This window comes from Arthrobacter sp. MMS24-T111, from assembly GCF_054888995.1.
Map to the genome: position 1 here is coordinate 3,283,984 of NZ_JBTZRO010000001.1, position 24,818 is coordinate 3,308,801.

General features: G+C 66.4%; 16 protein-coding genes and 3 pseudogenes. 8 read left to right on the forward strand and 11 right to left on the reverse strand.

Annotated elements, in window-relative coordinates; translation table 11 throughout:
* Positions 1–41: 41 nt before the first annotated feature.
* The 4 genes and pseudogenes from ACX5I6_RS15450 to ACX5I6_RS15465 all read right to left on the reverse strand — a co-directional run bounded on the left by ACX5I6_RS15450 (position 42) and on the right by ACX5I6_RS15465 (position 4,933).
* Positions 42–422, reverse strand: a complete 381-nt coding sequence (locus tag ACX5I6_RS15450) for a GntR family transcriptional regulator (protein WP_461841040.1) — start codon at positions 420–422, stop codon at positions 42–44.
* Positions 419–2,231, reverse strand: a pseudogene (locus ACX5I6_RS15455) (ABC transporter ATP-binding protein). The gene ACX5I6_RS15450 and the pseudogene ACX5I6_RS15455 overlap by 4 nt, the downstream one beginning before the upstream one ends.
* Positions 2,228–4,015, reverse strand: coding sequence for an ABC transporter ATP-binding protein (locus ACX5I6_RS15460; protein WP_461841041.1), 1,788 nt, complete (start codon positions 4,013–4,015; stop codon positions 2,228–2,230). The pseudogene ACX5I6_RS15455 and the gene ACX5I6_RS15460 overlap by 4 nt, the downstream one beginning before the upstream one ends.
* 138 nt (positions 4,016–4,153) lie before the next feature.
* A complete protein-coding gene (locus tag ACX5I6_RS15465) occupies positions 4,154–4,933 on the reverse strand; it encodes a trans-aconitate 2-methyltransferase (RefSeq protein ID WP_461841042.1) in 780 nt (259 codons plus the stop codon).
* Positions 4,934–5,029: 96 nt separating this feature from the next.
* Between ACX5I6_RS15465 and ACX5I6_RS15470 the strand changes: the two genes are divergently transcribed.
* The 3 genes from ACX5I6_RS15470 (at position 5,030) to ACX5I6_RS15480 (ending at position 9,460) form a co-directional block, all read left to right on the forward strand.
* Complete coding sequence (locus ACX5I6_RS15470) at positions 5,030–7,573, forward strand: DEAD/DEAH box helicase (protein ID WP_461841043.1); 2,544 nt, start codon at positions 5,030–5,032, stop codon at positions 7,571–7,573.
* 26 nt (positions 7,574–7,599) lie between these two features.
* A complete protein-coding gene (locus tag ACX5I6_RS15475) occupies positions 7,600–8,115 on the forward strand; it encodes a GNAT family N-acetyltransferase (protein ID WP_461841044.1) in 516 nt (171 codons plus the stop codon).
* A gap of 61 nt (positions 8,116–8,176) precedes the next feature.
* Complete coding sequence (locus ACX5I6_RS15480; protein ID WP_461841729.1) at positions 8,177–9,460, forward strand: alpha/beta fold hydrolase; 1,284 nt, start codon at positions 8,177–8,179, stop codon at positions 9,458–9,460.
* Here the strand turns inward: ACX5I6_RS15480 and ACX5I6_RS15485 are convergent.
* Positions 9,446–10,788: pseudogene (locus ACX5I6_RS15485) on the reverse strand (MFS transporter). The gene ACX5I6_RS15480 and the pseudogene ACX5I6_RS15485 sit on opposite strands and share 15 nt — an antisense overlap.
* A gap of 96 nt (positions 10,789–10,884) precedes the next feature.
* Positions 10,885–11,913 (reverse strand): TerC family protein, encoded by a 1,029-nt coding sequence (locus tag ACX5I6_RS15490; protein WP_109044638.1) that lies wholly within the window; start codon positions 11,911–11,913, stop codon positions 10,885–10,887.
* Between the two features lie 293 nt (positions 11,914–12,206).
* Between ACX5I6_RS15490 and ACX5I6_RS15495 the strand changes: the two genes are divergently transcribed.
* Complete coding sequence (locus ACX5I6_RS15495) at positions 12,207–13,364, forward strand: ABC transporter substrate-binding protein (RefSeq protein ID WP_461841045.1); 1,158 nt, start codon at positions 12,207–12,209, stop codon at positions 13,362–13,364.
* A 19-nt stretch (positions 13,365–13,383) separates the two neighbouring features.
* Entirely contained in the window at positions 13,384–13,527 is a 144-nt protein-coding gene (locus ACX5I6_RS15500; protein WP_461841046.1) for a hypothetical protein, read from the forward strand.
* Between the two features lie 90 nt (positions 13,528–13,617).
* On the opposite strand, the pseudogene uvrB reads toward ACX5I6_RS15500, so the two are convergent.
* Positions 13,618–15,716 (reverse strand): annotated as a pseudogene (gene uvrB / locus ACX5I6_RS15505) (excinuclease ABC subunit UvrB).
* Positions 15,717–15,796: 80 nt separating this feature from the next.
* Positions 15,797–17,011, reverse strand: a complete 1,215-nt coding sequence (coaE, locus tag ACX5I6_RS15510) for a dephospho-CoA kinase (protein WP_461841047.1) — start codon at positions 17,009–17,011, stop codon at positions 15,797–15,799.
* Between the two features lie 105 nt (positions 17,012–17,116).
* Between coaE and ACX5I6_RS15515 the strand changes: the two genes are divergently transcribed.
* Positions 17,117–17,806, forward strand: coding sequence for an IMPACT family protein (locus tag ACX5I6_RS15515; protein WP_461841048.1), 690 nt, complete (start codon positions 17,117–17,119; stop codon positions 17,804–17,806).
* Complete coding sequence (locus ACX5I6_RS15520) at positions 17,790–18,290, forward strand: GNAT family N-acetyltransferase (RefSeq protein WP_461841049.1); 501 nt, start codon at positions 17,790–17,792, stop codon at positions 18,288–18,290. The genes ACX5I6_RS15515 and ACX5I6_RS15520 overlap by 17 nt, the downstream gene beginning before the upstream one ends.
* 120 nt (positions 18,291–18,410) lie before the next feature.
* Here ACX5I6_RS15520 and rpsA read toward each other — a convergent pair whose 3' ends face one another.
* The 3 genes from rpsA to polA form a co-directional block, all read right to left on the reverse strand.
* Positions 18,411–19,886: a 30S ribosomal protein S1 gene (rpsA, locus tag ACX5I6_RS15525; RefSeq protein ID WP_018761235.1), complete on the reverse strand. Its 1,476-nt coding sequence runs from the start codon at positions 19,884–19,886 to the stop codon at positions 18,411–18,413.
* 232 nt (positions 19,887–20,118) lie between these two features.
* Complete coding sequence (locus ACX5I6_RS15530; RefSeq protein ID WP_018761234.1) at positions 20,119–21,417, reverse strand: GNAT family N-acetyltransferase; 1,299 nt, start codon at positions 21,415–21,417, stop codon at positions 20,119–20,121.
* A gap of 76 nt (positions 21,418–21,493) precedes the next feature.
* Entirely contained in the window at positions 21,494–24,136 is a 2,643-nt protein-coding gene (gene polA, locus ACX5I6_RS15535) for a DNA polymerase I (protein WP_461841730.1), read from the reverse strand.
* Between the two features lie 217 nt (positions 24,137–24,353).
* Between polA and ACX5I6_RS15540 the strand changes: the two genes are divergently transcribed.
* Entirely contained in the window at positions 24,354–24,818 is a 465-nt protein-coding gene (locus ACX5I6_RS15540) for a hotdog fold thioesterase (protein ID WP_285246004.1), read from the forward strand.

A 24,818-nucleotide genomic window follows, 5' to 3' on the forward strand; every position in this document is an offset into this window, starting at 1 on the left:
ATGCTAATCGAAAACTTCTTCGAAAATGCGCGGTTCCGCCCTCAGGGAACATCGTAGGCGGCCGCGAGCAGCTTGACTGCTTCCGCGAAGCTGGCTCCTTGCGCCTTGGCCACGTCAGCGTACGCTGCCGCGGCGGCGGCCAAGCCGCCGAGCCTCTCATCCCGTGCCGAAACCACCGTGCCGTTCCGCCCGCGGGTGGCTACAATCCCGGCGGCTTCGAGCTCCTTGTACGCCCTGGCCACGGTGTGCGGGGCGACGTCGAGCTTTTCCGCCAGGGCACGCACGGCCGGGAGCCTGGTGCCTGGGGCAAGCGCGCCGTTGTCCGCGAGGTGGATGACCTGCAGCCGCAGTTGCTCGAACAGCGCCACGGTGCTGGCGGGATTCGGCCGCCAGGTGCCGGGGAAGTCCGCCGGGGCGTTCACAGGCCACCCTCCAGGACGCCGGCACGGCCGTCACGGGCGGCGAACTGTGCGTTGTAGAGCGCGGCGTAGTAGCTGTTGGCGGCCAGGAGGCTCTCGTGCGTTCCCTGCTCAACGATGCGTCCATGGTCCATGACCAGAATTAGATCAGCGTTCCGGACCGTGGACAAACGGTGGGCGATGATGAAACTGGTCCGGCCGTTCCTGAGCCGTTGCATCGCCTGGCGGATCAGGAAGCTCGGTCCTGGAATCCACCGAGCTGGTGGCCTCATCCAGGACCAGCACCGAGCGTCCGGCCAGCTGCGCCCTGGCAATGGTGATGAGTTGCCGCTGTCCTTGGCTGAGGGGCTCGCCGCCGTTTTCCAGTACGGTGCCGTAGCCGTGGGGCAGGGACCGGATGAAACGGTCGGCATGGGTGGCCTCCGCGGCGGCGACGATGTCGTGGTCCGCAGCCTCCGGAAGGCCGTAGGCGATATTGTCCCGGATGGTCCCGGCGAACAGCCAGGCATCCTGCGGAACCACGCCGAACCGGGAGCGCAGGTGGTCGCGGGGAACGGAGGAGATGTCCTGCCCGCCAATGGAGATCCGGCCCGAGGAAGGCTCGAGGAAACGCATCAGCAGGTTCACCACGGTGCTCTTGCCGGCACCGGTGTGTCCCACGATGGCCACCGCCTGCCCCGGTTCAACCGTGAAGGTGAGGTCGCGGACGGCGGGGACCGAACCCGGGTAGCGGTACGTGACACTGTCGAAGGCGATGCGGCCGGCAACTGGCCCGGCCGGAGCCGTGCCGGCCGGTTCCCGGGGGTCCTCCACCGCGTCCAGGAGCGCGAAGACTCTTCCCGCCGACGCCGCGCAGGACTGCATGACGCTGAGCAGGCCGCCAATCTGCCCCACGGGTTGGGTGAACAGCCGGCTGAACTGGATGAACGCCTGGACCCCGCCAATGGTCATGGACCCGGACAGGATCTGCAGGGCACCCACGACCGCCACCGCAATGTAGTTGAGGTTGGACATGAGGACCATCAGCGGCTGGACCACGCCGGCGGAAAACTGGGCCTTGCGGCCGGCCCGGGCCAGCCGTGCGTTGCTCCGGCCGAACACTTCCGCAGCCTGTTCCTGCCAGCCAAAGGCCTTGACCACCTCATGGCCGCTGATGAATTCCTCCACGTGCGCGTTGAGCTCGCCGGTCTCCTTCCATTGGCTGGCGAAATGCTCCTGCGAGCGGCGCGCCACCAGCACGGTGATCCAGGTCGAGACCGGGACGGTGGCAACAGCGATGGCGGCGAGCAGCGGCGAGATCCACAACATCATGGCCAGCGAGCCGCACAGCATGAGGACGGAGACGATCAGCTGCGTCAGGACCTGGTTCAGGGCCTGGGCAATGTTGTCGATGTCGTTGGTGGCGCGGCTGAGGACGTCACCCCGGGACCGCTCCCGGAAGTAGGTGGACGGCAGGCGGTGCAGCTTGTCCTCCACCGAGGCGCGGAGCCTGAACATGAGGCCCTGGACGGCGCGGGCCGTCAGCGCCCCTTGGATCCAATTGAACAATGAGGCTAGCACGTACATGCCGGCTACAAGCGCGAGCAGGGTTCCGAGGCGCTGGTCCAGGCTGCCTTGGGCGACGCCGTCCACCACCAGGTCCGTGGCGTCACCAAGATATTTGGGGGCGGCAACGTTGAGGCCGGCGAAGGCGCACGTGGCGCCAACGGCGCCCAGGACCTGCAGCCGGAAAGGGCGCAGAAGGCCAAGGAGCCTCGCCGCGGTGGGCCGGAAGGTGTGGGCAGCAGCCACTGAGTCGACGGCCGCCGTCACAGGGGGCCGTCCAGCGCGAGCTGGGACTCGGCGATTTCCCGGTACGTGGCCGAGTCCTGCAACAGCTCCGCATGCGTTCCCTGGGCGGCGAGCCGGCCGTCGTCGAGCACCAGGATGAGGTCCGCGTCCTCAACGGCGGAGAGGCGTTCAGCAACCACGACCACTGTTGCGGCCGCCAAAACCTGGTCGAGTGCCAGCCTCAGCCTGGTGTCGGTGCGGTAGTCGAGGGCGGAGAAGCTGTCGTCGAAAAGGTAGAGGGGCGCCTGGCGCAGCAGCGCCCGGGCAATGCACAACCTTTGGCGCTGCCCTCCCGACAGGCTTGCGCCGCCCTGCCCCACCGGCGTGGCAAGACCCAACGGGAGGTCGCGCATGAACCGCATGGTCTGCGCCGTCTCCAGGGCGGCCCACAGTTCCTCGTCGGTAGCCTCCGGCGCACCCATCCGCAGGTTCTCCGCAATGGTCCCGGTGAAGAGGTGGGAGTGCTGCGGCACGATTCCCATGCCTCCGCGCAAATGCCCCAGAGGCAGGTCCCGGACGTCGCGGCCGCCTACGGTGATGTGGCCTTCCGTGGGGTCGAGGAACCGCGGAATCAAGTTCAGCAGAGTCGACTTTCCGCTTCCCGTGGAGCCGACGACCGCCAAGGTGGTACCCGGTGCTGCGGTGAAGCTGATGTCCGCCAGCACCGGCGCTTCAGCTCCCGGGTAGCAGAAGCCAACCCCATGGAACTGGAGGAGGCCCGGCCCGGGTGCCGGTTTGCCCGCGTCCGTGCCCCGGCTGCCCGGCCTGGCTGGTCCATTACCGGCGCCGGGCACGGGGGCCGCAGCGTCGCGGACCGACGGCTCGGTGTCCAGGACAGCCTGGATGCGTTCGGCGCAGGCGGCCGCACGCGGCGCCGTCATGAGGACATACATGGCCATCATGATGGCCAGCAGGATCTGCATGATGTAGGCGATGAAGGCGGTGAGGGCGCCGAGGTTCATCTGGCCGTCCTGGATGCGGTGCCCGCCGAACCAGACCACGGCGACCGAGCTGATGTTGACCACCAGCATGATCATCGGCAGCATCCCCGCCACCAGCAGGGCCGACTGCAGGTTGTTTGCCGTCAGGCCCGAGTTGGCCCGGGCAAACCGCCTTGCTTCGTGATCCTGGCGGACGAAGGCCCGGATGACGTCCACGCCGATGATTTGTTCGCGCAGTATTCCGCCCGAGCGGTCAAGCAGGTCCTGGCCTTCCCGGTAGAGCGGAATCAAGCGGCGCACGATCAGGTACATGATCAGCAGGAGCAGCGGCACGACGACGATCACCACCACGGACAGCGCCACGTCCTGCTGCACGGCCAGGACGATTCCCCCGACTCCCATGGCAGGTCCGGCAAAGAGCATGGTGAAGACCAGGACTGCGAATGCCTGGATTTGCTGGGTGTCGTTGGTGGCACGCGTGGTAAGGCTTTGGGTGCCGAACAGTGCCACATCCTGTGAGGACAACGACTGGATCCGGGCAAAGACTTCCGCCCGCAGCCGGCGCCCGATCCGCATGGCCACCACGGCCCCCAGGTACCCGGCCCCGATGGCGGAAGCAGCCTGCACCACGGCAATGACGGCCATCACCGCGCCGAGCCTGGCTATGACGGCCGTATCCCCGGCCACAATGCCGTCGTCAATGATCGCCGCGTTCACTGTTGGCAGGAGCAGGTTGGCCGCTGCCTGGACCAACTGGAGCAGCACGATGGCCCATACCTGGGCTTGCTGTCCCGCGAGTTGCCGCCTGATGAGACCGACCAGCAAAATACCCCCCGTAGATGCACTCGGTCGAAACGGGCCGGCGACTCGACCCTAAACCACAGATCACATTGTAAGCCAGATCACTTTCCGCCGCTGTCACGCCGTGTGACCAAATGCAGCAAACAATAGCCGGCGCCCGTTTCAGCCGTCCCTGCGCCCGACGGCAAAGATCCTGCGGAACGGAAAGACGGTGCCGTGGGGTCCCCGCGGATAGGCGTCACGCAGTGCTGCGGCGTATTCGGCTTCGAAGCGCTTGGCGTCGTCCGCCGCCAACGCGGCCAGGACGGGACGCAGCCCGGCGCCCCGAACCCACTCAAGGACCGGGTCCGGCCCCGGAAGGACCTGCTGGTAGCTGGTTTCCCACGCGTCCGCGGCGTACCCGGCGTCGAGCATGCTCCCAAGGTAGTCGCCCGGCTCCCCCACGGACTCCCCGCCCCGCAACACCCCGCCAAGCTTGTCCGCCCACGGGGCTGAGGACGCCAGTTCCCGCATCAGCGCGTGCGAGGGGGCGTCGAAATTTCCGGGAACCTGCAGGGCGAACCATGCACCAGGGCGGAGCGCCGCGAGCCAGCCCCGCAGCATGTCCTGGTGGCCGGGGACCCACTGCAGGGCGGCGTTGCTGACCACGACGTCCGTGTCCGGCGAGGGCATCCAGTCAGCGATGTCGCCCTGTTGGAACCGCAACGACGGGTGCTTCTGCGCGAGGCGCGCGGCCTTGGCCAGCATCTCCGCGGAGGAGTCCACGCCCACCACTTCGGCCCCGGGCCAGCGGTCGCTGAGCGTCGCCGTCAGGTTGCCCGGGCCGCAGCCCAGGTCAACCACCTTGGCAGGGTGTCCGGCAAGGATCCGGGCGGTGAGGTCGAAGAAGGGCCGGTTCCGGTAATCGCCGAATTGGACGTACTTGACGGGGTCCCATTGCATGAGGTTCTCCAGGTTCTGCTGCGCACACGGCCAGGCCGAGCCTAACCCGGCCCCGGGCGGGAGCACGGACACGACGTGGCACTAAGGTGGAAGTCAATGAAACTCCTTGACCAGCTGACCGATCTGTCCGTCCCCAACCCGGCCTCCGCCGTCGACCCCGACGCCCTCTACACCCGGTTCGTGGAGTGGACGGAAAGCCGGGGGCTCTCGCTCTACCCGGCGCAGGATGAGGCGATCATGGAGCTGGCCACCGGGGCGAACGTCATCCTGGCCACGCCCACCGGATCCGGCAAGTCCCTGGTGGCCATCGCAGCGCACTTCCAGGCAATGGCCCAGGGCAGGCGCAGCTATTACACGGCGCCCATCAAGGCCCTCGTATCGGAAAAGTTCTTTGCCCTCTGCGACATCTTCGGCGCGGAAAACGTGGGGATGATTACCGGCGATTCCGGCGTAAACCAGGACGCCCCCATCATTTGCTGCACGGCCGAGATCCTCGCCAACATCGCCCTGCGCGAGGGCTCCGCGGCAGAACTGGGCGCCGTGATCATGGACGAGTTCCACTTCTACTCGGACCCGCAGCGCGGCTGGGCCTGGCAGGTGCCGCTGCTGGAGCTGCCGCAAGCACAGTTCCTGCTGATGTCCGCCACGCTGGGGGACGTGACCCGCTTCGAGGAAGGCCTGACGTCCTTGACGGGCCGGCCCACCACCACCGTGAGCTCGGCGGAGCGGCCCATCCCGCTGCACTATTACTACCACCAGAGCCCGGTCCACGAGACCCTGGAAGAGTTGCTGTCCACCAAACAGGTGCCGGTCTATGTGGTTCACTTCAGCCAGCTCGAAGCGATCGACCGCGCCCAGAACCTGATGAGCATCAACGTGTGCACCCGGGAGGAAAAGGACAAGATTGCCGAGCTGATTGCCAACTTCCGGTTCGCCGCCGGGTTCGGGAAAACACTGAACAGGCTGGTGCGCCATGGAATCGGCGTGCACCACGCCGGCATGCTGCCCAAGTACCGCCGGCTGGTGGAGCAACTGGCTCAAGCCGGGCTGCTGAAGGTTATCTGCGGTACGGATACGCTGGGCGTCGGCATCAACGTCCCCATCCGGACAGTGCTCCTCACCGCCCTCAGCAAGTACGACGGCGTCCGGACCCGGCTGCTTAACTCACGCGAGTTCCACCAGATTGCCGGCCGCGCCGGGCGGGCAGGCTACGACACCGCCGGGACCGTGGTGGTGCAGGCACCCGAGCACGTCATCGAGAACGCCAAGGCGATGGCCAAGGCCACCGCCAAGTTCGGCGATGACCAGAAGAAGCTGCGCCAGGTGGTGAAGAAGAAGCCGCCTGAAGGCTTCGTCTCGTGGGGCGAGCCCACGTTCAAACGGCTGGTGGAATCCGTGCCGGACCCGCTGACGTCTAGTTTCACCGTCACGCACGCCATGCTGATGCACCTGATGGAGCGCCCGGGTGACCCATTTGCGGCGGCCAGGCGGCTGCTGACCGAAAACCACGAGCCACGGTCGTCGCAGCTGCGGCTGATGAAGAAGGCGCTGGGGATCTACCGGGAACTCCTGGCCGCCGAGGTGCTGGAGCGCATCCCGCCCGAAGAACAGGGACCTGACGGCCGCACCGTGAGGCTGACCGTCCACCTGCAGCCGAACTTCGCCCTGAACCAGCCGCTCTCCCCGTTCGCCCTCGCTGCGCTGGATCTCCTCGACCCGGAGTCGCCGTCGTACGCCCTGGACGCTGTGTCCGTGATCGAGGCGACCTTGGAGAAACCGCGGCAGATCCTCTCCGCGCAGCAAAAGAAGGCCCGCGGCGAAGCGGTGGCCGCCATGAAGGCGGACGGCATCGACTACGACCAGCGGATGGCCATGCTGGACGAGGTCACCTACCCGCAACCGCTCGCGGAGATCCTGGGCGAGGCCTTCGAGGTGTACCGGAAAGCGGCGCCGTGGGTGGGCGACTTTGAGCTCGCACCGAAGTCGGTGGTCCGCGATATGTATGAGCGCGCCATGAATTTCGGTGAATTCGTGCAGTTCTACGGCCTGGCCCGTTCCGAAGGGATCGTGCTGCGCTACCTGGCCGATGCCTTCAAAGCACTCCGCCAGACCGTGCCCCAGGACATGCTGCGGGAAGACCTTGAGGACCTGACCGCCTGGCTCGGCGAGTTGGTGCGGCAGGTGGATTCCAGCCTCCTGGACGAGTGGGAGGAACTGGCCTCCGGTGCGGCGCCCACCCCGCACGACGCGCCACCGCCTCCCCCGCCGTCGTTGACCTCCAACATCCGCGCGTTCCGGGTAATGGTGCGCAACGAGATGTTCCGCCGCGTGGAACTGTTCGCCGACGAGGACGCAGCCGCGCTGGGTGAACTCGACGCCGGATCCGGGTGGGGTGCCGAGCGCTGGGAAGACGCGCTGGACGACTACTTCGACGAACACGACGACATCGGCACGGGCCCGGACGCCCGCGGGCCGGGCCTGCTGATCATCACCGAGGAGCGCGGCACGTGGAAAGTCCGCCAGATCTTCGACGACCCGGCAGGCAACCACGACTGGGGGATCTCGGCCGAGGTGGACCTGGCCGGGTCGGACGACACCGGGACCGCCGTGGTCAGGGTGACGGACGTGAACCGGCTCTGACGCGGGACCGGCGGTAAGCTCGAACAATGAGTGTTATCCGCCCCGCCACCCCGCACGACGTTCCCGCCATTCTCCGGATGATCCACGAACTGGCCGATTACGAGAAGGAACCGGACGCCGTCCGGAACACTCCCGAAATGCTGGAGCGGGCCTTGTTCTGCGGCAACCCGAGCGTGTTCGCGGCCATGGCTGAGAACACGGCCGGTGAAGTGCAGGGCTTCGCCCTGTGGTTCCTGAACTACTCCACCTGGGAGGGCGTGCTCGGGATCTACCTGGAGGACCTCTACGTCAGCCCCGGAGCGCGGGGCGAAGGACACGGCAAGGCACTGCTGCAGCACCTGGCCGGGATTGCCGTCGAGAACGGCTACGCGCGGGTGGAATGGAGCGTGCTGGACTGGAACGAGCCGTCCATCAACTTCTACCGCCGCGTCGGCGCCGTCCCCATGGACGGATGGTCAACCTTCCGGCTCACCGGCCAGGCACTGGACCGGTTCGGCCGGGCGCAGTCCCGCACCTCCGTCCCCGCAGCCGCGCGTGGCTGAGCGGCACAGCGCGGCCCTGGCCGCCAGGCATCGCGTTGGCGCCAGCCACGCCTTCCGGGGTATGCGGACCGTGGAACACTGGTTCACCGTCCCCCTGGACCACTTCGCTCCAGATGACCCCTCCGCCCCGGCGGCTGAAACCATCACCGTTTTCGCCCGCGAGTACGTCTCCGCCGCGCACAGCGAGGAAGCAGCGGCCGCGCTGCCCTGGCTCCTCTTCCTTCAGGGCGGCCCGGGCGGCCGCGGCAACAGGTGGGCTTCCCTGGGCGGCTGGGGCAAGGCTGCGGCGGCAGACTTCCGTATCCTGATGCTGGACCAGCGGGGCACTGGGCTGTCCACCCCCATCGACAGGCATACGCTGCCGGCACGAGGGGATGCGGCCGCCCAAGCCGCCTACCTGGAGCACTTCCGGGCCGATTCGATCGTGGCGGACGCTGAACTGATCCGTTCCGCCCTCGAATCAGCGCCCTGGACCATCTACGGCCAAAGCTACGGCGGATTCTGCGCCCTGACCTACCTCTCCTTCGCGCCGGAAGGAGTCCGCGAAGCACTCATCACCGGCGGCCTGGCGCCGCTCAATGGCAGCGCCGACGACGTCTACCGTGCAACGTTCCAGCGCGTCGCTGCCCGGAACGAGGAATACTTCGGCTGGTACCCCGAGGACCGGGAGACGGTGGAACGGATCGCCCGGCACCTGCGGTCCACCACCGAGATCATGCCCGACGGCGCGCCCCTCTCCGTGGAGCGGTTCCAAATGGCCGGGGCATTCCTGGGCGGCAACACGCGGGTGGACAGCTTCCACTACCTCCTGGAAGATGCCTTCATCGCCGCTCCCGGCGGGCCCCGCCTGTCCGATGCCTTCCTGGAACAGCTGCAGTCCGTCGTCTCCCGCCGCTCCAACCCGCTGTATGCGCTCATGCACGAATCCATCTATGGCCAAGGGCAGGCGACCAACTGGTCCGCGTGGCGGATGCTGGGTGAAAACCCCTGGTTCAAGCCCGACGCCGAGCCGCTGCTCCTGACCGGCGAGATGGTGTACCCGTGGTACTTCGAGCAGGATCCCGCCTTGCAGCCGCTCCGGGACGTGGCCGAACTGCTGGCCGCCAAGCGGGACTGGAAGCCGCTGTACGACGCGCGGGCGCTGGCCGCCAACACCGTTCCCGTGGCCGCGGCCGTGTACACCGACGACATCTATGTCGACCGGGACCTCTCCCTTCGGACGGCGGCAGCGGTCCGCGGGCTGCAGGTATGGGAGACCGCCGATTTCCATCACGACGGAATCGCCGACGACGGTGAGCGGATCTTTGCCCGCCTGCTGGGGATGGCGCGTTCAGGCGGCCGCTGACTGGCTTCGTGAAGTGCGGGCGAGAATGGCTGCAGCCAGCACGGCTGCTCCGATGGCCGCGCCGATGAGGTTCAGGCCGAGGTAGCCGGCGGCGCCCAGGACGAGCCCCGACACCGCACCGCCCGCCGCTCCGGCAGCACCCATCAGCATGTCCGAGACGCCCTGCACCGCCACCCGGGCGTCGCGTCCTACGCTTTCGGCCAGCAGCGTGGACCCGGAGATCGTCGCAGCGGACCAGCCAATGCCCAGCAGCACGAGGCCTGCCGCTACAGCAGGGGTGGAAGACTGTCCAAAGCCTGCGACCACCACCGCCGCGACCAACACCGCGAAACCGATAATGATGGTCTCGATCCGGCCGGCCCTGTCCGTCAGCCAGCCCATGACCGGCGACAGGGCGAACATCCCGGCGATGTGCAGCGAGATGGTGAAGCCAATGATCACCAGCACGTCCCCCTCGGCGACGTGCCCTGGGTGGAACGCAGGCCCTTCCACCAGGTGCTGCAGATGCAGCGGCGTCATGGACATCACGCCCACCATCACTGCGTGGGCGGCGACGACGGCTGTCACCGCCAGGACCGCCGTCCGGGAGTCCCTGATGGCATGGAGCCCGCGGATGAGTGAACCGCCGGCACGCCCGGCCGCCACAGCGTCCGGGCGTGCCGGGTCATGGTCTTGGGCGGTGTTGGCTCCCGCAGCCGCGAGCTGGCGTGCCAGCAACAGCGGGTCGGGGCGAAGCCCGGCGAACATCAGCACGGAGGCAATCAGCAATCCCGCCGCGGCGATGACGAATGGTCCGGCAACCGGCGGCAGGCCCAGTGCCGTGCCCACCACCGTGCCGGGCTGGATGAGGTTTGGCCCCGTCACGGCGCCGACGGTCACGGCCCAGACCACCGTCGACAGCGCCCTCCCCGGTGTTCGGGGGCTGCAAGGTCCACGGCCGCGAACCGTGCCTGCAGGGTGGCCGCAGTGCCGACGCCGATGCCTGCGGCACCCAGGACCAGGAGGATAAAGAGCCCGGACACGACGGCCAGGACCATAAGAAGCGCACCTGCCAAGGCCGCTGAAAGACCCGCCACCTGGCCCGCCCTGCGCCCTCGGTGGTCGGCCAACGTCGCCAGCGGAAGTGCGGCTGCCGCGGCCCCCAGCGTCATGACCGTTGCCACGGCCCCCGCCCACGCGCTGGAACCGGACAATTCCACGGCCAGGATGGAACCGATCGACACGGTTGCCCCGGTGCCGATGCCGCCGAAGACCTGGGCTGTCCCCAGGAGCACAACGGTGCGCCGCTGCACCTGGCGCACGCGCTGGTCCGCTGCTGTGCTGGCCATGATCCGAGCATAGTCCTGCGCTGCCGCCTGATGCAGGGGCTTAACAGGTAATCCCGGCCGGGCCGGGATTACCTGTTGCAGAGGTGCAGCGGGCGCCTAGTCGACGTCGCTGTGGCTCTTCCGGGCGTCTTCCTCGAGCCGCGGATCGATCGCCGCCGCCTTGGCCTTGGAGCTCAGCAGGCTGGCCACCACGGCAACGATGATGGTGCCCACGATGACTGCCAACGACACGAAGGTCGGAATCTCGGGTGCCCACTCGATGTGGCGTCCGCCGTTGATGAAGGGCAGTTCGTTGACGTGCATGGCGTGCAGGACGAGCTTGACGCCGATGAACGCCAGGATGAAGGAGAGTGCGTGCTTGAGGTAGATCAGCCGGTTCATCAGGCCGCCGAGGAGGAAGTACAGCTGACGCAACCCCATCAGGGCGAACAGGTTGGCGGTGAAGACAATGAAGGGGCTTTGGGTGAGGCCGAAGATCGCCGGAATGGAGTCCACGGCGAACAGGAGGTCCGTGAGGCCGATGGTGATGAAGACGATCACCATGGGGGTGAACACCTTCTTGCCGTTCACCGTGGTCCGCAGCTTGCCGCCGTCGAACTTCTCCGACATGGGGATGACTTTGCGGATCCTGGCGATCAGGGGGTTCTCGCGGTCTTCTTCCTCTTCGCCTTCGTCCTGGGCCTGCTTCCAGGCCGTCCACAGCAGGAATGCGCCGAAGATGTAGAACACCCAGCTGAACTGTTCAATGACAATGGCGCCGAGCAGGATGAAGATGCCGCGCAGGATGAGCGCGATGATGATCCCCACCATCAGCACTTCCTGCTGGTATTTCCGCGGTACGGAGAACCTGGCCATGATGATGATGAAGACGAAAAGGTTGTCGATGCTCAGGCTGTATTCCGTGACCCAGCCTGCGACGAACTGGCTGCCGAACTCGGGGCCGGTAAAGGCGAACATCGCTCCGGCGAAGGCCATGGCCAGTGCGACATAGAAGGCAACCCACAGGCCGGCTTCCTTCATGGAGGGTTCATGGGGCCGGCGGACCACCAGGAGGAGGTCGGTCAGGAGGATCAGGCCAAGGATGACAAATGAGCCAACCTCGAACCATACGGGCAAGTCGAGCACAGGGACGGCCTTTCGCAGGGTACACAAAATGGTGTAAGTCTCTCCGGCCTGCCAGTGCACTTGGTGCTGAAGCGGCGGCCCGCTACGCCCGGCGGGGCAACCATGCCCTGCGTGTTGACGATCGTAGCGCTTGGGATACTCCCCTACGTGCCTCCAACTCTACCCCAGCAGCGCCGTTGGATAACGGTTTCCCGGAACCATTGACCCCCGGCAAGCGCTGCTGTCATAATCACATTCAGTGAGAAAGCGGTTTCTCGCCCCATCTGTTAGACCCCTCCAGAAAGTCACGGTCAATGAAGACTTCGCTTCGCACCAGCACGATGGTCAAGTCGCTCGCAGCTGCGGCCACCCTTGCCTTGCTTGCCACCGGCTGTTCTCCCTCCTCATCCGGCGACAGCGGCGGGAACGTCACGGTCCGCTTCACGTGGTGGGGCAACGACCTCCGCAACAAAGAAACCCAACAGGTGATCGACGCGTTCCAGGCCTCCCACCCCAACATCAAGATCCAGGCCGAGCCCGGGGTGTGGAGCAGCTACTGGGACAAACTGGCCACCACCACGGCCGCCAATGATTCCCCCGACGTGATCCAGATGGACCAGGCCTACATCGCTGAGTATGGCGGCCGGGGCGCCCTCCTGGACTTGTCCAAGCAAAGCAATATCGACACCTCCAAGATTGACCAGGATGCCCTTAACTCAGGCCAGGTCAGCGGCAAGCAGTTTGGCCTCAGCACAGGGCAGAACGCCAAGGCCGTCATGATCAACGCCAAGATGTTCCAGGACTACGGTGTGCCCATCCCGGACGACAAGACCTGGACCTGGGCTGACTACACCAAGACCGCCGCCCAGATCGCAAAGGCCGCTGCCAAGGCGGGCCAAACCAACTACGGCAGCTCCTACTCGCTGACGGACTCCGACCTGAACACGTGGGCGATGCAGCACGGCGAATCCCTCTACTCGGCGGACGGCGGCCTCGGCTTCAAGGAAAGCACCGCCACGTCCTTCTTCCAGAACCTGCTGGACATGCGCAACGCCGGAGCTTGCCCCGCCGGCCAACATCGCCACCGAGGACATCAGCGCACCGGTGGAACAGACGCTCTTCGCCACCGGCAAGACTGCAATGTCGTGGTGGTGGACCAACCAGGTCAACGCGCTTCAGTCGGCACTGAAGACCGACGTCAAGATCCTGCGTGCACCCAGTTCCACAGGCAGCGCGAAGGACAACGGAATGTCCTACAAACCGTCCATGTTCTGGTCCGTGTCTTCGCGCAGCAAGCATCCCAAGGAAGCTGCAGAGGTGGTCAACTACATGCTCAACAACCTGGACTCGGCAAAGACCATCCTGACCGAGCGCGGCTTCCCCACGAATTCAGAAGTCCAGACGGCCATCGACCCGCTGCTGACTCCGGCGGACAAGTCCGCGGCTGCGTTCCTGAAAGACATCAAGCCTGACCTGCAAAGCGGCCCGCCGGTGCCCCCAACCGGCTCCTCCGGAGTTCAGGCGCTGATCCAGCGGTACTGCACGGACGTCCTGTTCGACCGGAAGTCCCCTGCTGACGCAGCCAAGGGCCTGATGGACGAAGCAAAGGGAATGATCGACTCCGCCAGGAAGTAGCACCCAGGCACCGCAAGGTTAACGACGGCGGGCACCTCCCCACGGAGGTGCCCGCCGTTCTGTGTGCAGCCCCGGCTGGCAGGAGCCCGGCTAGGCGTGGCCGGCGGCCTGCATCTGGCGCAGCTCTTCTTCAGTTCGCTGACCTCGTCCCGGATCCGCGCCGCCACTTCGAACTGCAGTTCGGCGGCGGCCCCGTGCATCTGTTCGGTGAGCTGCTCGATCAGTCCCACCAGGTCCTCGGCCGGAGCCGCGGCCAAGCCATCCGCGCGGACCTGGGCCGCGCCCTTGGCCCCGGACGTGGCGCGCTTGGCGCCCTTGGCGAGCCGGTTGTTCTTGAGCAGTTCCTCGGTGTCGGCATCTTCCTTGGCCAACTGGTCCGTGATGTCGGCGATCTTCTTGCGCAGCGGCTGGGGATCGACGCCATGGTCTTTGTTGTAGGCCACCTGGATGGCGCGGCGGCGGTTGGTTTCGTCGATGGCGAGGGCCATGGAGTCGGTGATCCGGTCCGCGTACATGTGCACCTGGCCCGAGACGTTGCGGGCTGCGCGCCCGATGGTCTGGATCAGGGATGTGGACGAGCGCAGGAAGCCTTCCTTGTCCGCGTCCAGGATGCTGACCAGGGACACCTCAGGCAGGTCGAGGCCCTCCCGGAGGAGGTTGATGCCCACCAGGACGTCGAAGGATCCCATCCGCAGCTCGCGCAGGAGCTCTACGCGGCGCAGGGTGTCGACGTCCGAGTGCAGGTACTCCACCTTCACGCCGTGACCCAGCAGGTAGTCGGTGAGGTCCTCCGCCATGCGTTTGGTCAGCGTGGTCACCAGGACGCGTTCGTCCTTCTCCACCCGGGTCTTGATCTCACCGAGGAGGTCATCGATCTGTCCCTTGGTGGGCTTGACCACCACTTCAGGATCCACCAGCCCGGTGGGACGGATAATCTGCTGGACGAACCCGTCCGCCTTGCCAAGTTCGTACTTGCCCGGTGTGGCCGAAAGGTAGACGGTCTGGCCCACCCGCTGGAGGAACTCGTCCCATTTCAGCGGCCGGTTGTCCATGGCGGATGGCAGGCGGAAGCCGAAGTCCACGAGGTTCCGCTTTCGGGACATGTCGCCCTCGTACATGGCGCCGATCTGCGGAATGGTCACGTGGGACTCATCCACCACCAGCAGGAAGTCGTCCGGGAAGTAGTCCAGGAGGCAGTGCGGCGCGGTCCCGGGTCCGCGGCCGTCGATGTGCGCGGAGTAGTTCTCGATGCCGTTGCAGAATCCCATCTGCTGCATCATTTCGAGGTCGTACGTGGTCCGCATCCGAAGCCGCTGGGCTTCGACGAGCTTGTTTTGGCTTTCCAGCACCTTCAGCCGGTCCGCGAGTTCATCCTCGATCCGCTTGATGGCCCGCGCCATCCGCTCGGGCCCGGCCACATAGTGCGATGCCGGGAAGACGTACATCTCTTCCTCGTCGCGGATGACCTCACCGGTCAGTGGGTGGAGGGTATGGATGTTCTCGATTTCGTCGCCGAAGAACTCGATCCGGATGGCCAGTTCCTCGTACATCGGGATGATTTCCACGGTGTCCCCGCGGACCCGGAAGGTGCCGCGGTGGAAGTCGACGTCGTTGCGCGCGTACTGCATGGAAACAAACTTGCGCAGGAGGTCGTCCCGGTTCATCTCGGCGCCCTTGCGCAGGGTGACCATCCCGGAAATGTATTCCTCCGGGGTTCCCAGGCCGTAGATGCAGGAAACGGTGGCCACCACGATCACGTCGCGGCGGGTCAGCAGCGCGTTGGTGGCGGAGTGCCGGAGCCGTTCCACTTCCTCGTTAATGGAGGAATCCTTCTCGATGAAGGTGTCCGTCTGCGCCACGTAGGCCTCGGGCTGGTAGTAGTCGTAGTAGGAGACGAAGTACTCCACCGCGTTGTTGGGCAACAGTTCGCGGAATTCGTTGGCGAGCTGGGCGGCAAGGGTCTTGTTCTGGACCATCACCAGGGTTGGCCGCTGCACCTGCTCAATGAGCCATGCCGTGGTGGCGCTTTTACCGGTGCCGGTGGCACCGAGCAGCACAACGTCCTTCTCCCCGTTGTTGATGCGTTCGGTCAGCTCCGCGATGGCGGCCGGCTGGTCACCAGCGGGCTTGAATTCGCTGATGACTTCAAATGGCGCTACAACACGGTTGATCTCCTGCGCAAGGCTCATGGATCTAATTTACAGCCGGGCACCGACAGTGAAGGGTCCAATCCGTTACGGGCGAACAAGCGCCGGGACGTGGCGGCCATTCACGACGCGTACGACGGCGGCGCCCACCCGGCTGCCTCGGCCCAGGCGGACATCAGCGGCCAGGCAACGTCGGTGAACCACGGTTCCTTCGCCTCAGCGTAGGGCCCGGTTCCGGCGGAGCCGGAGAGGCGCTGGGCGAGGTCCGCCTTGTGCGCCTGGTAGATCGCAAGGGCGGAAGGATCGTTGCGCAGCCAGTCCCGGAACATCAGCGCATAACGCCAGCCGGCCGAGCCGGCCGGCCGCACATGCACGTTCACCGCCCGGCCCGGGTCCGCGTTGGCGTGGAATCGCTTGAGCCATGACGCGGGATCCGGCGTGCCGGGCTTCGGCGTGTCCAATTCGATCCCCCGCACCGCCGGGTATCCGGCAGCGGACAGGAGCGGCGCGATTGCGCTTGCCGCGTCCAGGTCAGGCACGGCCACCTGCAGGTCGATGACGTCCTTGGCAGCCAGGCCGGGGACGGCCGTGGAGCCGATGTGGTCCACCGCCAGGATGGCGTCAGGGGCGGCCGCCCTCAGCCGCGCCGCGATCAGCGCGGCCTGCCGGGACCAGTCGGGGCTGTGCGGGGCAAGGACCGGCCCGCCGGTACGCGGTGCCCGGGTCCCGGCGGCGAGGTTGCGGGCGTAAGGCTGCAACCGCTGTTCCCAGAGCCGGTCCACCTGGTCCAGGAGTTGCTGCACGGTGCCGGAGTTGTCCAAGACGACGTCGGCGGCTGCCAGGCGTTGCTCGCGGGTGGCCTGGGCGGCCATCCGTGATCGCGCCGCTTCCGGGGTCATCCCCCGCAGCGCCTGCATTCGCTGCAGCCTGACGTCATCGGGAGCGTCCACCACCACGACGAGGTGGAAGCTGCTCCCCTGCCCGGTCTCGACCAGCAGGGGAATGTCCTGGACCACGACGGCGTCATCCGGGGCAGCTGCCGTCAGCTCGGCCGCGCGGGCACGCACCAGGGGGTGGACGATGGCGTTCAGTGCCGCAAGGCGCTCCGGCTGGCCGAACACCGCTTCGCCGAGGCGCGCGCGGTCAAGCCGCCCGTCGCCGTCGAGCATGTCCGCGCCGAACTCGGCAGCAATCTGTCCCAGGCCTTGGGTCCCGGGCTCCACGACCTCCCGGGCCAGTGCATCCGCATCCACCAGGATCGCGCCGCGCTCCTTCAGCCGGGCCGCCACCACCGATTTTCCCGAGGCGATTCCGCCCGTCAAGCCGATTTTCAACACCCTCCCACCCTACTGAACCGCGTGCGAAGGCGGCGTCAGTGGCGTCATGGAGTCTCCACCGAGACCCCGACGGCGCCGGTTCCCGCCGCCGCTAGACTGGGGTGGGTGCAAGCGCAAGACAGCAGGACCACGACCTACACCACGTTGGCGGCCGGCCAGGACCTCCGGCATGAGCTGGAGATCAAGCGGTCCAGGTTCATCACCGTCCTCCGCAGGGCCGGAACGGAGGAGGACGCCCGCGAACTGGCTGCCGGGCTTCGCCGCGAGTTCCACGATGCCCGGCACCACTGCTCCGCATTCGTCATCGGCCCGGACCGCAGCATCCAGCGCTCCAGCGACGACGGCGAGCCCGCAGGCACCGCAGGGATCCCCATGCTCGAAGCGCTGGTGAAAAGGGAAACGGCACCCGGGCTGGCCGACCTCAGCGACGTCAGTGCCGTCGTCGTGCGCTATTTCGGCGGAGTGCTGCTGGGCGCGGGCGGCCTGGTCCGCGCCTACTCGGAATCTGTCTCCGCGGCACTGGAACAGGCACCCCTGATCCGGCGCAGCCGGCTGCGGATCTGCTGGACGGCGGTGCCGCACGCCGGGGCCGGCCGGCTGGAAAACGACCTGCGCGCCGCCGGCCTGGTAATGGCGGAAACGTCCTACCAGGACCGCCTCACGGTCCTGCGCATCGCCGTACCCGACCATGCCGATGCCATTGCGGCAGCAACGGAACGGATCCAGCAGCTCACCGCAGGGTCCGCTGCCCTGACACCCGAAGGAACGGAGTGGGTGGATGAACGCCTTGCCTGAGGTCACCATCGTGGATGTGGACCGGGCTGTCGCGGACCAGCTGCTCGAACTGGCCAAACGTGATGCCTCCCCTGACGAAGTGGCTCCCCCGCTCGGCGGCCCCGGCTGGAACCTTGAGCGTACCGCCTGGTTCTTCAGCTACCACCACGCCGCAGCCGCCGGCCTTGACGGGCCCGCGGCGGAGAAGTCCTGGGCCGTGTTCAGCGGCGGTGACGTAGCCGGTTCCGTCCGGCTCAAACGGGAAACCCACACGGATGTGCTTTCGGCCGAAACCGGCATCTGGTTGGGCCGCAGCTTTCGCTCCCGCGGGATCGCCAGCGCCGCCCTGGCGCTGGTCCTTGAAGAAGCCCGCATGGCGGGCCTGCAACGCGTCACTGCCCGCACTTTGGCCGGTAACCTCAAAGCCCAGCGGCTCCTCGAGGCAGCAGGCGCCGTGCTGACGCCCGACGACGACGGAACGGTCCACGCAGTCGTCCACCTGTGAGGGCGCGAGGCGCTGTCGCCGCAGCAGCGCCCGGGACCCGCAGCAACGAGAACAGGCCCCCTGCCAGAGGCAGGGGGCCTGTTCGCGTTGGTGCCGGGATGAACCCGGCACCGGTGGCAACTAGTTGCCGGTCAGCTTCTCGCGGAGAGCAGCAAGTGCCTCGTCCGAAGCCAAGGTGCCGGCACCGGTGTCGGTGGCAGCAGGCTCGGAGGAGTAGCTGGTAGCGCCGGAATCGCTGTCACCGGACGTTGCAGCTGCAGCGTCGTCGGCAGCGTGCTGGGCAACCTGCTTCTTGTGTGCTTCCCAACGGGTCTGGGCGTCAGCGTACTGCTGCTCCCAGGCGGCGCGCTGGTTCTCGTAGCCCTCGAGCCATTCGTTGGACTCGGGGTCGAAGCCCTCGGGGTACTTGTAGTTGCCCTCTTCGTCGTACTCTGCGGCCATACCGTACAGGGCGGGATCGAATTCGGTGCTGTCGGCGTCGACGCCCTCATTGGCCTGCTTGAGGGACAGCGAGATGCGGCGGCGCTCGAGGTCGATGTCGATGACCTTGACGAACAGTTCGTCGCCAACGGAGACAACCTGCTCGGCCAGCTCAACGTGGCGCACGGCGAGCTCGGAGATGTGGACCAGGCCTTCGATGCCGTCTTCGACGCGGACGAACGCACCGAACGGAACCAGCTTGGTGACCTTACCCGGAACAACCTGGCCCAGGGCGTGGGTACGGGCGAAGGTCTGCCACGGATCTTCCTGCGTAGCCTTGAGCGACAGGGAGACACGCTCGCGGTCCAGGTCCACCTCGAGGACCTCGACGGTGACTTCCTGGCCAACCTCGACAACCTCGGACGGGTGGTCGATGTGCTTCCAGGACAGCTCGGAAACGTGAACCAGGCCGTCGACGCCGCCCAGGTCCACGAAGGCACCAAAGTTGACGATGGAGGAAACGACGCCGGGACGGACCTGGCCCTTTTCCAGCTTGTTGAGGAAGGTGGAGCGGACCTCGGACTGGGTCTGCTCGAGCCATGCACGGCGGGACAGCACAACGTTGTTGCGGTTCTTGTCCAGCTCGATGATCTTGGCTTCGATCTGCTGACCGATGTACGGAGCCAGGTCGCGCACGCGGCGCATTTCGACCAGGGATGCGGGCAGGAAGCCGCGCAGGCCGATGTCGAGGATAAGACCACCCTTGACGACCTCGATGACGGTACCGGTGACGACACCGTCTTCTTCCTTGACCTTCTCGATGTCGCCCCAGGCACGCTCGTACTGAGCGCGCTTCTTGGAGAGGATCAGGCGGCCTTCTTTGTCTTCCTTGGTGAGCACCAGGGCTTCGACCTGATCGCCAACGGAGACGACGTCTCCGGGATCAACGTCGTGCTTGATGGACAGCTCGCGGGAGGGGATGACACCTTCGGTCTTGTAACCGATGTCGAGCAGGACTTCATCGCGGTCGACCTTGACGACGGTACCTTCGACGAGGTCTCCGTCGTTGAAGTACTTGATGGTGGCGTCGACTGCTGCGAGGAAGTCCTCAGCGGTACCGATGTCGTTAATTGCGACTACGGGGGTACCGGGCTTCTCGGTGGAGGTGATGGTCATGTAGTAGGGGCTCCGTTGTGGATAGTTAGTCGGTCAGGCAAACCGGCGCGCCCGCGTTATGGAACGCAGGCGCGATTCACGGTGAATCCGACGGATCCTCCGGGTCATCCTGATTTTGTGGATTACTTTCAATGCGGCCTGGGACCGCAAGGACGTGCACGTGGTACACGCCCGTTTATTCTAGTCGGTGCCGGCAACGCGGGTCAAAGCGGCCGGGAGCGGGGACGGGGACTCAGAAGTGGGTCAGGCAGTGCGTCGCCCGTTCCACCGCAAACATCTGCCGGGCCTCGAGGGCGGCGCCCGGCCGTGGCTCGCCGATGGCGCCGGCAGCTTTCAGGGTCACCGGGCACACAGCACCGAGGAAGATCGAGGACAGCGCGGAGACGCCCAGTTCGAGGTCGGCGGCGGTGCCTTCGGGCAGGCGTTCGACGCCGGCCTGGCCGCCCTCCACGGTCAGCGCAAAAATCCCCGGCGTGAGGCCGAGCGGATCATCGACTTTGAGGACCAGCCGGCCATCGGCCGGGTAGTGGCGCGCAGCGAGGGCTTGTGGAACGTCGAGGATCCTCAGCCAGAGCATGTCGCGGCTGTCCGAGGCGTCGATGCAGCGCGGGTCAGCCAGGGCCCAGGCAAGGGGATCATCCACCGGCGCCTCGTTCCAGGTGACCCGCTCCACGAGGTCGATGGCCGCCAGGTACTGCCACAGTTCGAGGTAGGCATGGTCGGTGGCGGCGACAAGGTCCACCACTTCCACCGTGTAGGGGGTGGTGTCCCAGCCAAGGAACTTGTAGGAGACATAGCCGTCGATGGTTGCGTCCGGGCCGTAGTGCAGCGCCACCTTGATGGCGGGATCTTCCTTGCCGTCGCGTCCCAGCGACCCGGAGGCCAGGTGCCGGTACCATTCCTGCCGGCCGAGGGACCCTGGCGTGTGCCGGTGGACGCGTTCGAACACGGCGGGGGCCACGTCCAACAGGGTCTTGGGGTCCGCCACTTCCACGGCGCCCGTGGCCGTGTGCCGCAGGGCAAACCGGGCCGTCGTGTCCACTTTCACGGTGCGCTCAAGGCTTGCCACGCCGTAGCCGAACCTGCCGTAGATACTGCCCTCCGAGGCCGTCAGCGCTGCCATGGCGATGCCGTCATCCTTGGCGGCCTGGAGGTCTTCGGTCATCATGCGGCGCAGGAGGCCGCGCCGGCGGTGCGATGTACGGACGGTCACGGCCGTAACCATCTGCGTTTCCAGCATGCGGCCGAAGCCAATGTTCAGGGTTTTGCGGAAGGTCCCGAAGGTGGCAACGGGCACCTCGGCAGGCAGCGACGAGGGGGCCACGGGACCGGTCTGGTAAACCCCGGTGAAGATCCGGCCGTCGACCTCATAGGTGGCAAGGGACCGCTCCCGGTGCTCGGGGGTGCGGGTGGAGTCGTGGAAACCGAACCCGACGGCCTTGGCCCAGGTTTCGGCCTCCGCGTACCCTTCGTTGCCTTTGGACACGGCGGGAAAGCGCCGGATTTCATAGTTTCCGCTCAGATCACCCATTTACCCGAGCCTAGCCAATGAATCCGGCGCTTGACCAGCACAAACACGCCGGCCGTCTGCTGGGCCGGCAGGAAGCCTAGTGGCCGGCGTCGTACCAGCTGGGGCCGACGCCGATCTGCACTTCCAGGGGCACGCTGAGGTCGGCGGCGGCGGCCATCTGCTCGGTGACGAGTTTCTCGACGGCTGCGCGTTCACCGGCGGCCACTTCGAGGACAAGTTCGTCGTGGACCTGGAGCAGCATCCTGGACTTCAACCCCTGCGCCTTGAGCTCGTCATGCACACCGAGCATGGCGCGCTTGATGATATCCGCGGCGGAGCCCTGGATGGGGCTGTTCAGGGCAATGCGCTCGGCATTTTCGCGCAGCTGGCGGTCCGTGCTGGTGAGATCCGGGAGGTAGCGGCGACGGCCTTCGATAGTGGCTGTATAACCATCCACCCGGGCCTGGTCCACCACGCCCCGCAGGTAGTCCCGGACGGCGCCGAAGCGGTCGAAGTAGTCCTTCATGAGGGTGCGGGCTTCGTCGACCGATATCTCCAGCTGCTTGGACAGGCCGAAGGAGGTCAGGCCGTAGGCCAGTCCGTAAGACATGGCCTTTACCTTGGACCGCATGGCGCTGGTGACCTGGTCCGTTGGCACGTGGAAGATGTTCGAGCCGACGAACCGGTGCAGGTCCTCACCGTCCTTGTAGGCCTGGATCAGCCCTTGGTCGCCGGACAGGTGCGCCATGATGCGCATTTCGATCTGGGAGTAGTCGGCGGAGAGCAGGCATTCGTAGCCTTCGCTGACCACGAAGATGCCGCGGACGCGGCGGCCTTCCTCGCTGCGGATGGGGATGTTCTGCAGGTTGGGGTTGTTCGAGGAGATGCGGCCGGTGGCCGCGACGTTCTGGGCGTAGGTGGTGTGGATGCGGCCGTCCTCGGCCACCGACTTCTTCAGCGACTCGAGCATTTGGCGCAGCTTGGCGGCCTCGCGGTGGGCCATGAGCTGGACCAGGAACTCGTGGCCGGTCTTCTCCAAGAGGTTCTTCAGCGATGCGGCGTCCGTGGTGTAGCCGGACTTGATCTTCTTGGTTTTGGGCAGTTGCAGCTCGTCGAACAGTACTGTCTGGAGCTGCTTGGGCGAGCCCAGGTTGACCTCGTGCCCGATGGCGGCAAACGCCTGTTCCTGCGCCTGGTCGATCACCCGCGCCAAATCGGCGAGCTGTTCGTCCATTTTGTCCATGTCGATCGCGATGCCGGCGAGTTCCATGTCCGCGAGGACGCGGCCCACCGGCAGCTCAAGGGTGGACAGCAGGTCCTCGGCCTTGCGCTCCTTGAGTTCATCCTCAAAGAAGCGGCTGAGGGCGAGCACGACGGCGCCGGCCTGGACCAAGGCGTCGGCGGCGGCGGTGTCCTCGCCATCGAACGACAGTTCCAGTTGCCCGGCCTTGGCCGTGGCCGCGGGGATTCCCACATTGAGGTGGTGCTGGGCCAGTTCGGCGAGTTCGTAGGTGCGCCGGTCCGGCTCGATCAGGTAGCCGGAAATGGAGGTGTCGTCCACCACGCCTTCCAGCTCCAGGCCGCGGGCAGAGAGTGCCTTCAGCGCGGCTTTGAAGCCGTGCATCACCTTGGGCGCCTCCGGGTCCCGGAGCCACCCTGCGAGGACGTTCTCTGTCCCCGCGTCCTGGCCGGTGAGGTCGACGTAGACGGCGGCGTCGCCACGGACGATCGCCAGCGCCGCGGCATCCTCGCCGATCCGTCCGGGCACGAGGTCGACGGCGAGGGCGGAGCGCTGGCCGTCTCCCGCAGCCAGGAAGGCGGCAAGCTCAGAGGCTCCCGCGGGAGCACTGTACTCCGGCGTGTCGATGCTGTCCCGTTCCGCTGCCGGGGTGTCGGCGTCGCCGTAGAGGGCGAAGAGGCGGCCGCGGATGGCCTTGAATTCGAGCTGGTCGAAGAGGTCCTCGAGGACGGCCTGGTCCGGCCGCGGCTGGTAGAGGTCATCGAGCGTGACCGGCAGGTCGAGGTCGGTGTGGAGCTGGTTCAGCCTGCGGTTGCGCTTGACGGCGTCCACGTTCCCGCGCAGGGCGTCACCTACCTTGCCGCCGATGGAGTCGATGTGTTCCAGTACCCCTTCGAGGCCGCCGTAGAGGTTGATCCACTTGGCCGCCGTCTTGGGCCCGACACCGGGCACGCCGGGCAGGTTATCCGCCGTCTCGCCCACCAGGGCCGCGAGGTCGGAGTAGCGGGACGGGCTCACGAAGTACTTGGCTTCGATGGCTGCGGCGTCCATCCGGGGGATGTCGCTGACGCCCTTCTTGGGGTAAAGGACAAAGACGTTGTCCGTGATCAGCTGGAAGGCGTCCCGGTCGCCGGAAACGAGGAGGACCTCGAAGCCGGCCTTTTCCCCCATGGCGGCAAGCGTTGCGAGGATGTCGTCGGCCTCGTAACCGGGCATCTTGATGGTCTTGATCCCCCAGGCCTCCATCACCTGCCCGATAAGGTCGATCTGCCCGCTCATCTCGCGGGGTGTCTCGTTGCGGCCGCCCTTGTACTCGCTGTACTCGGCCTTGCGATGCGTGGATTCGTCCGAGACGTCGAAAGCGACGGCGATGTGCGTGGGCTGCTGTTCCTTGATCAGGTTGATGAGCATGGACGTAAACCCGTGGATGGCGTTGGTGTGCTGGCCGTTGGCGGTGGAGAACTTGTCCGCCGGAAGAGCGAAGAAAGCCCGGAAAGCCATGGAGTGCCCGTCAAGCACCAGGAGGCGCGGCTGGCCGGTGATGGGGACGACGGGGGCAACGGTGGCGGAAACCGACCCGCCGGCAGCAGGGGAAGCGTCACTGGCTCCCGGGTCCTGGGGGGTGGAAGCAGGCTGCGCCGAGGGCTCTTCCTCCAGGACCTGGGACGGGAAAGGGGCCGGTTTGGTTGTTTCACTCACAGGTGCCAGCCTAGTTGCCATGACAGACAATTTCACGCCGGGCCCCTTCGCCGAAGAGCTGGCAGCGGCCGGAATCCCCGACCACATGCACGACTGGCTGGGCGCGTTCGGCGTCGGCGCCCTGGTGGTCAAAATGGGGATCCATTTCCTGGAGATGAGCCCGGAACGGACAGTCGCCACCATGCCGGTGGAGGGCAACACGCAGGTCGCGGGAATCCTCCACGGCGGCGCCCACGTGGTGCTGGCGGAAACCCTTGGTTCGTTCGCCGCCGGGATGCATGCGGGCCCGGGCCGGCACGCTGTCGGCATCGAGGTCAACGCCACGCATCACCGTTCGATTGCCCAGGGGCTGGTTACGGGTACGTGCACCGCGATCCATCTGGGCCGCACACTGACCACCCACGAGGTGGTCATGACCGACGCCCGGGGGCGGCGGCTGTCATCTGCCCGGATCACCAACATGCTCCGGGACAACGCCGGCTGA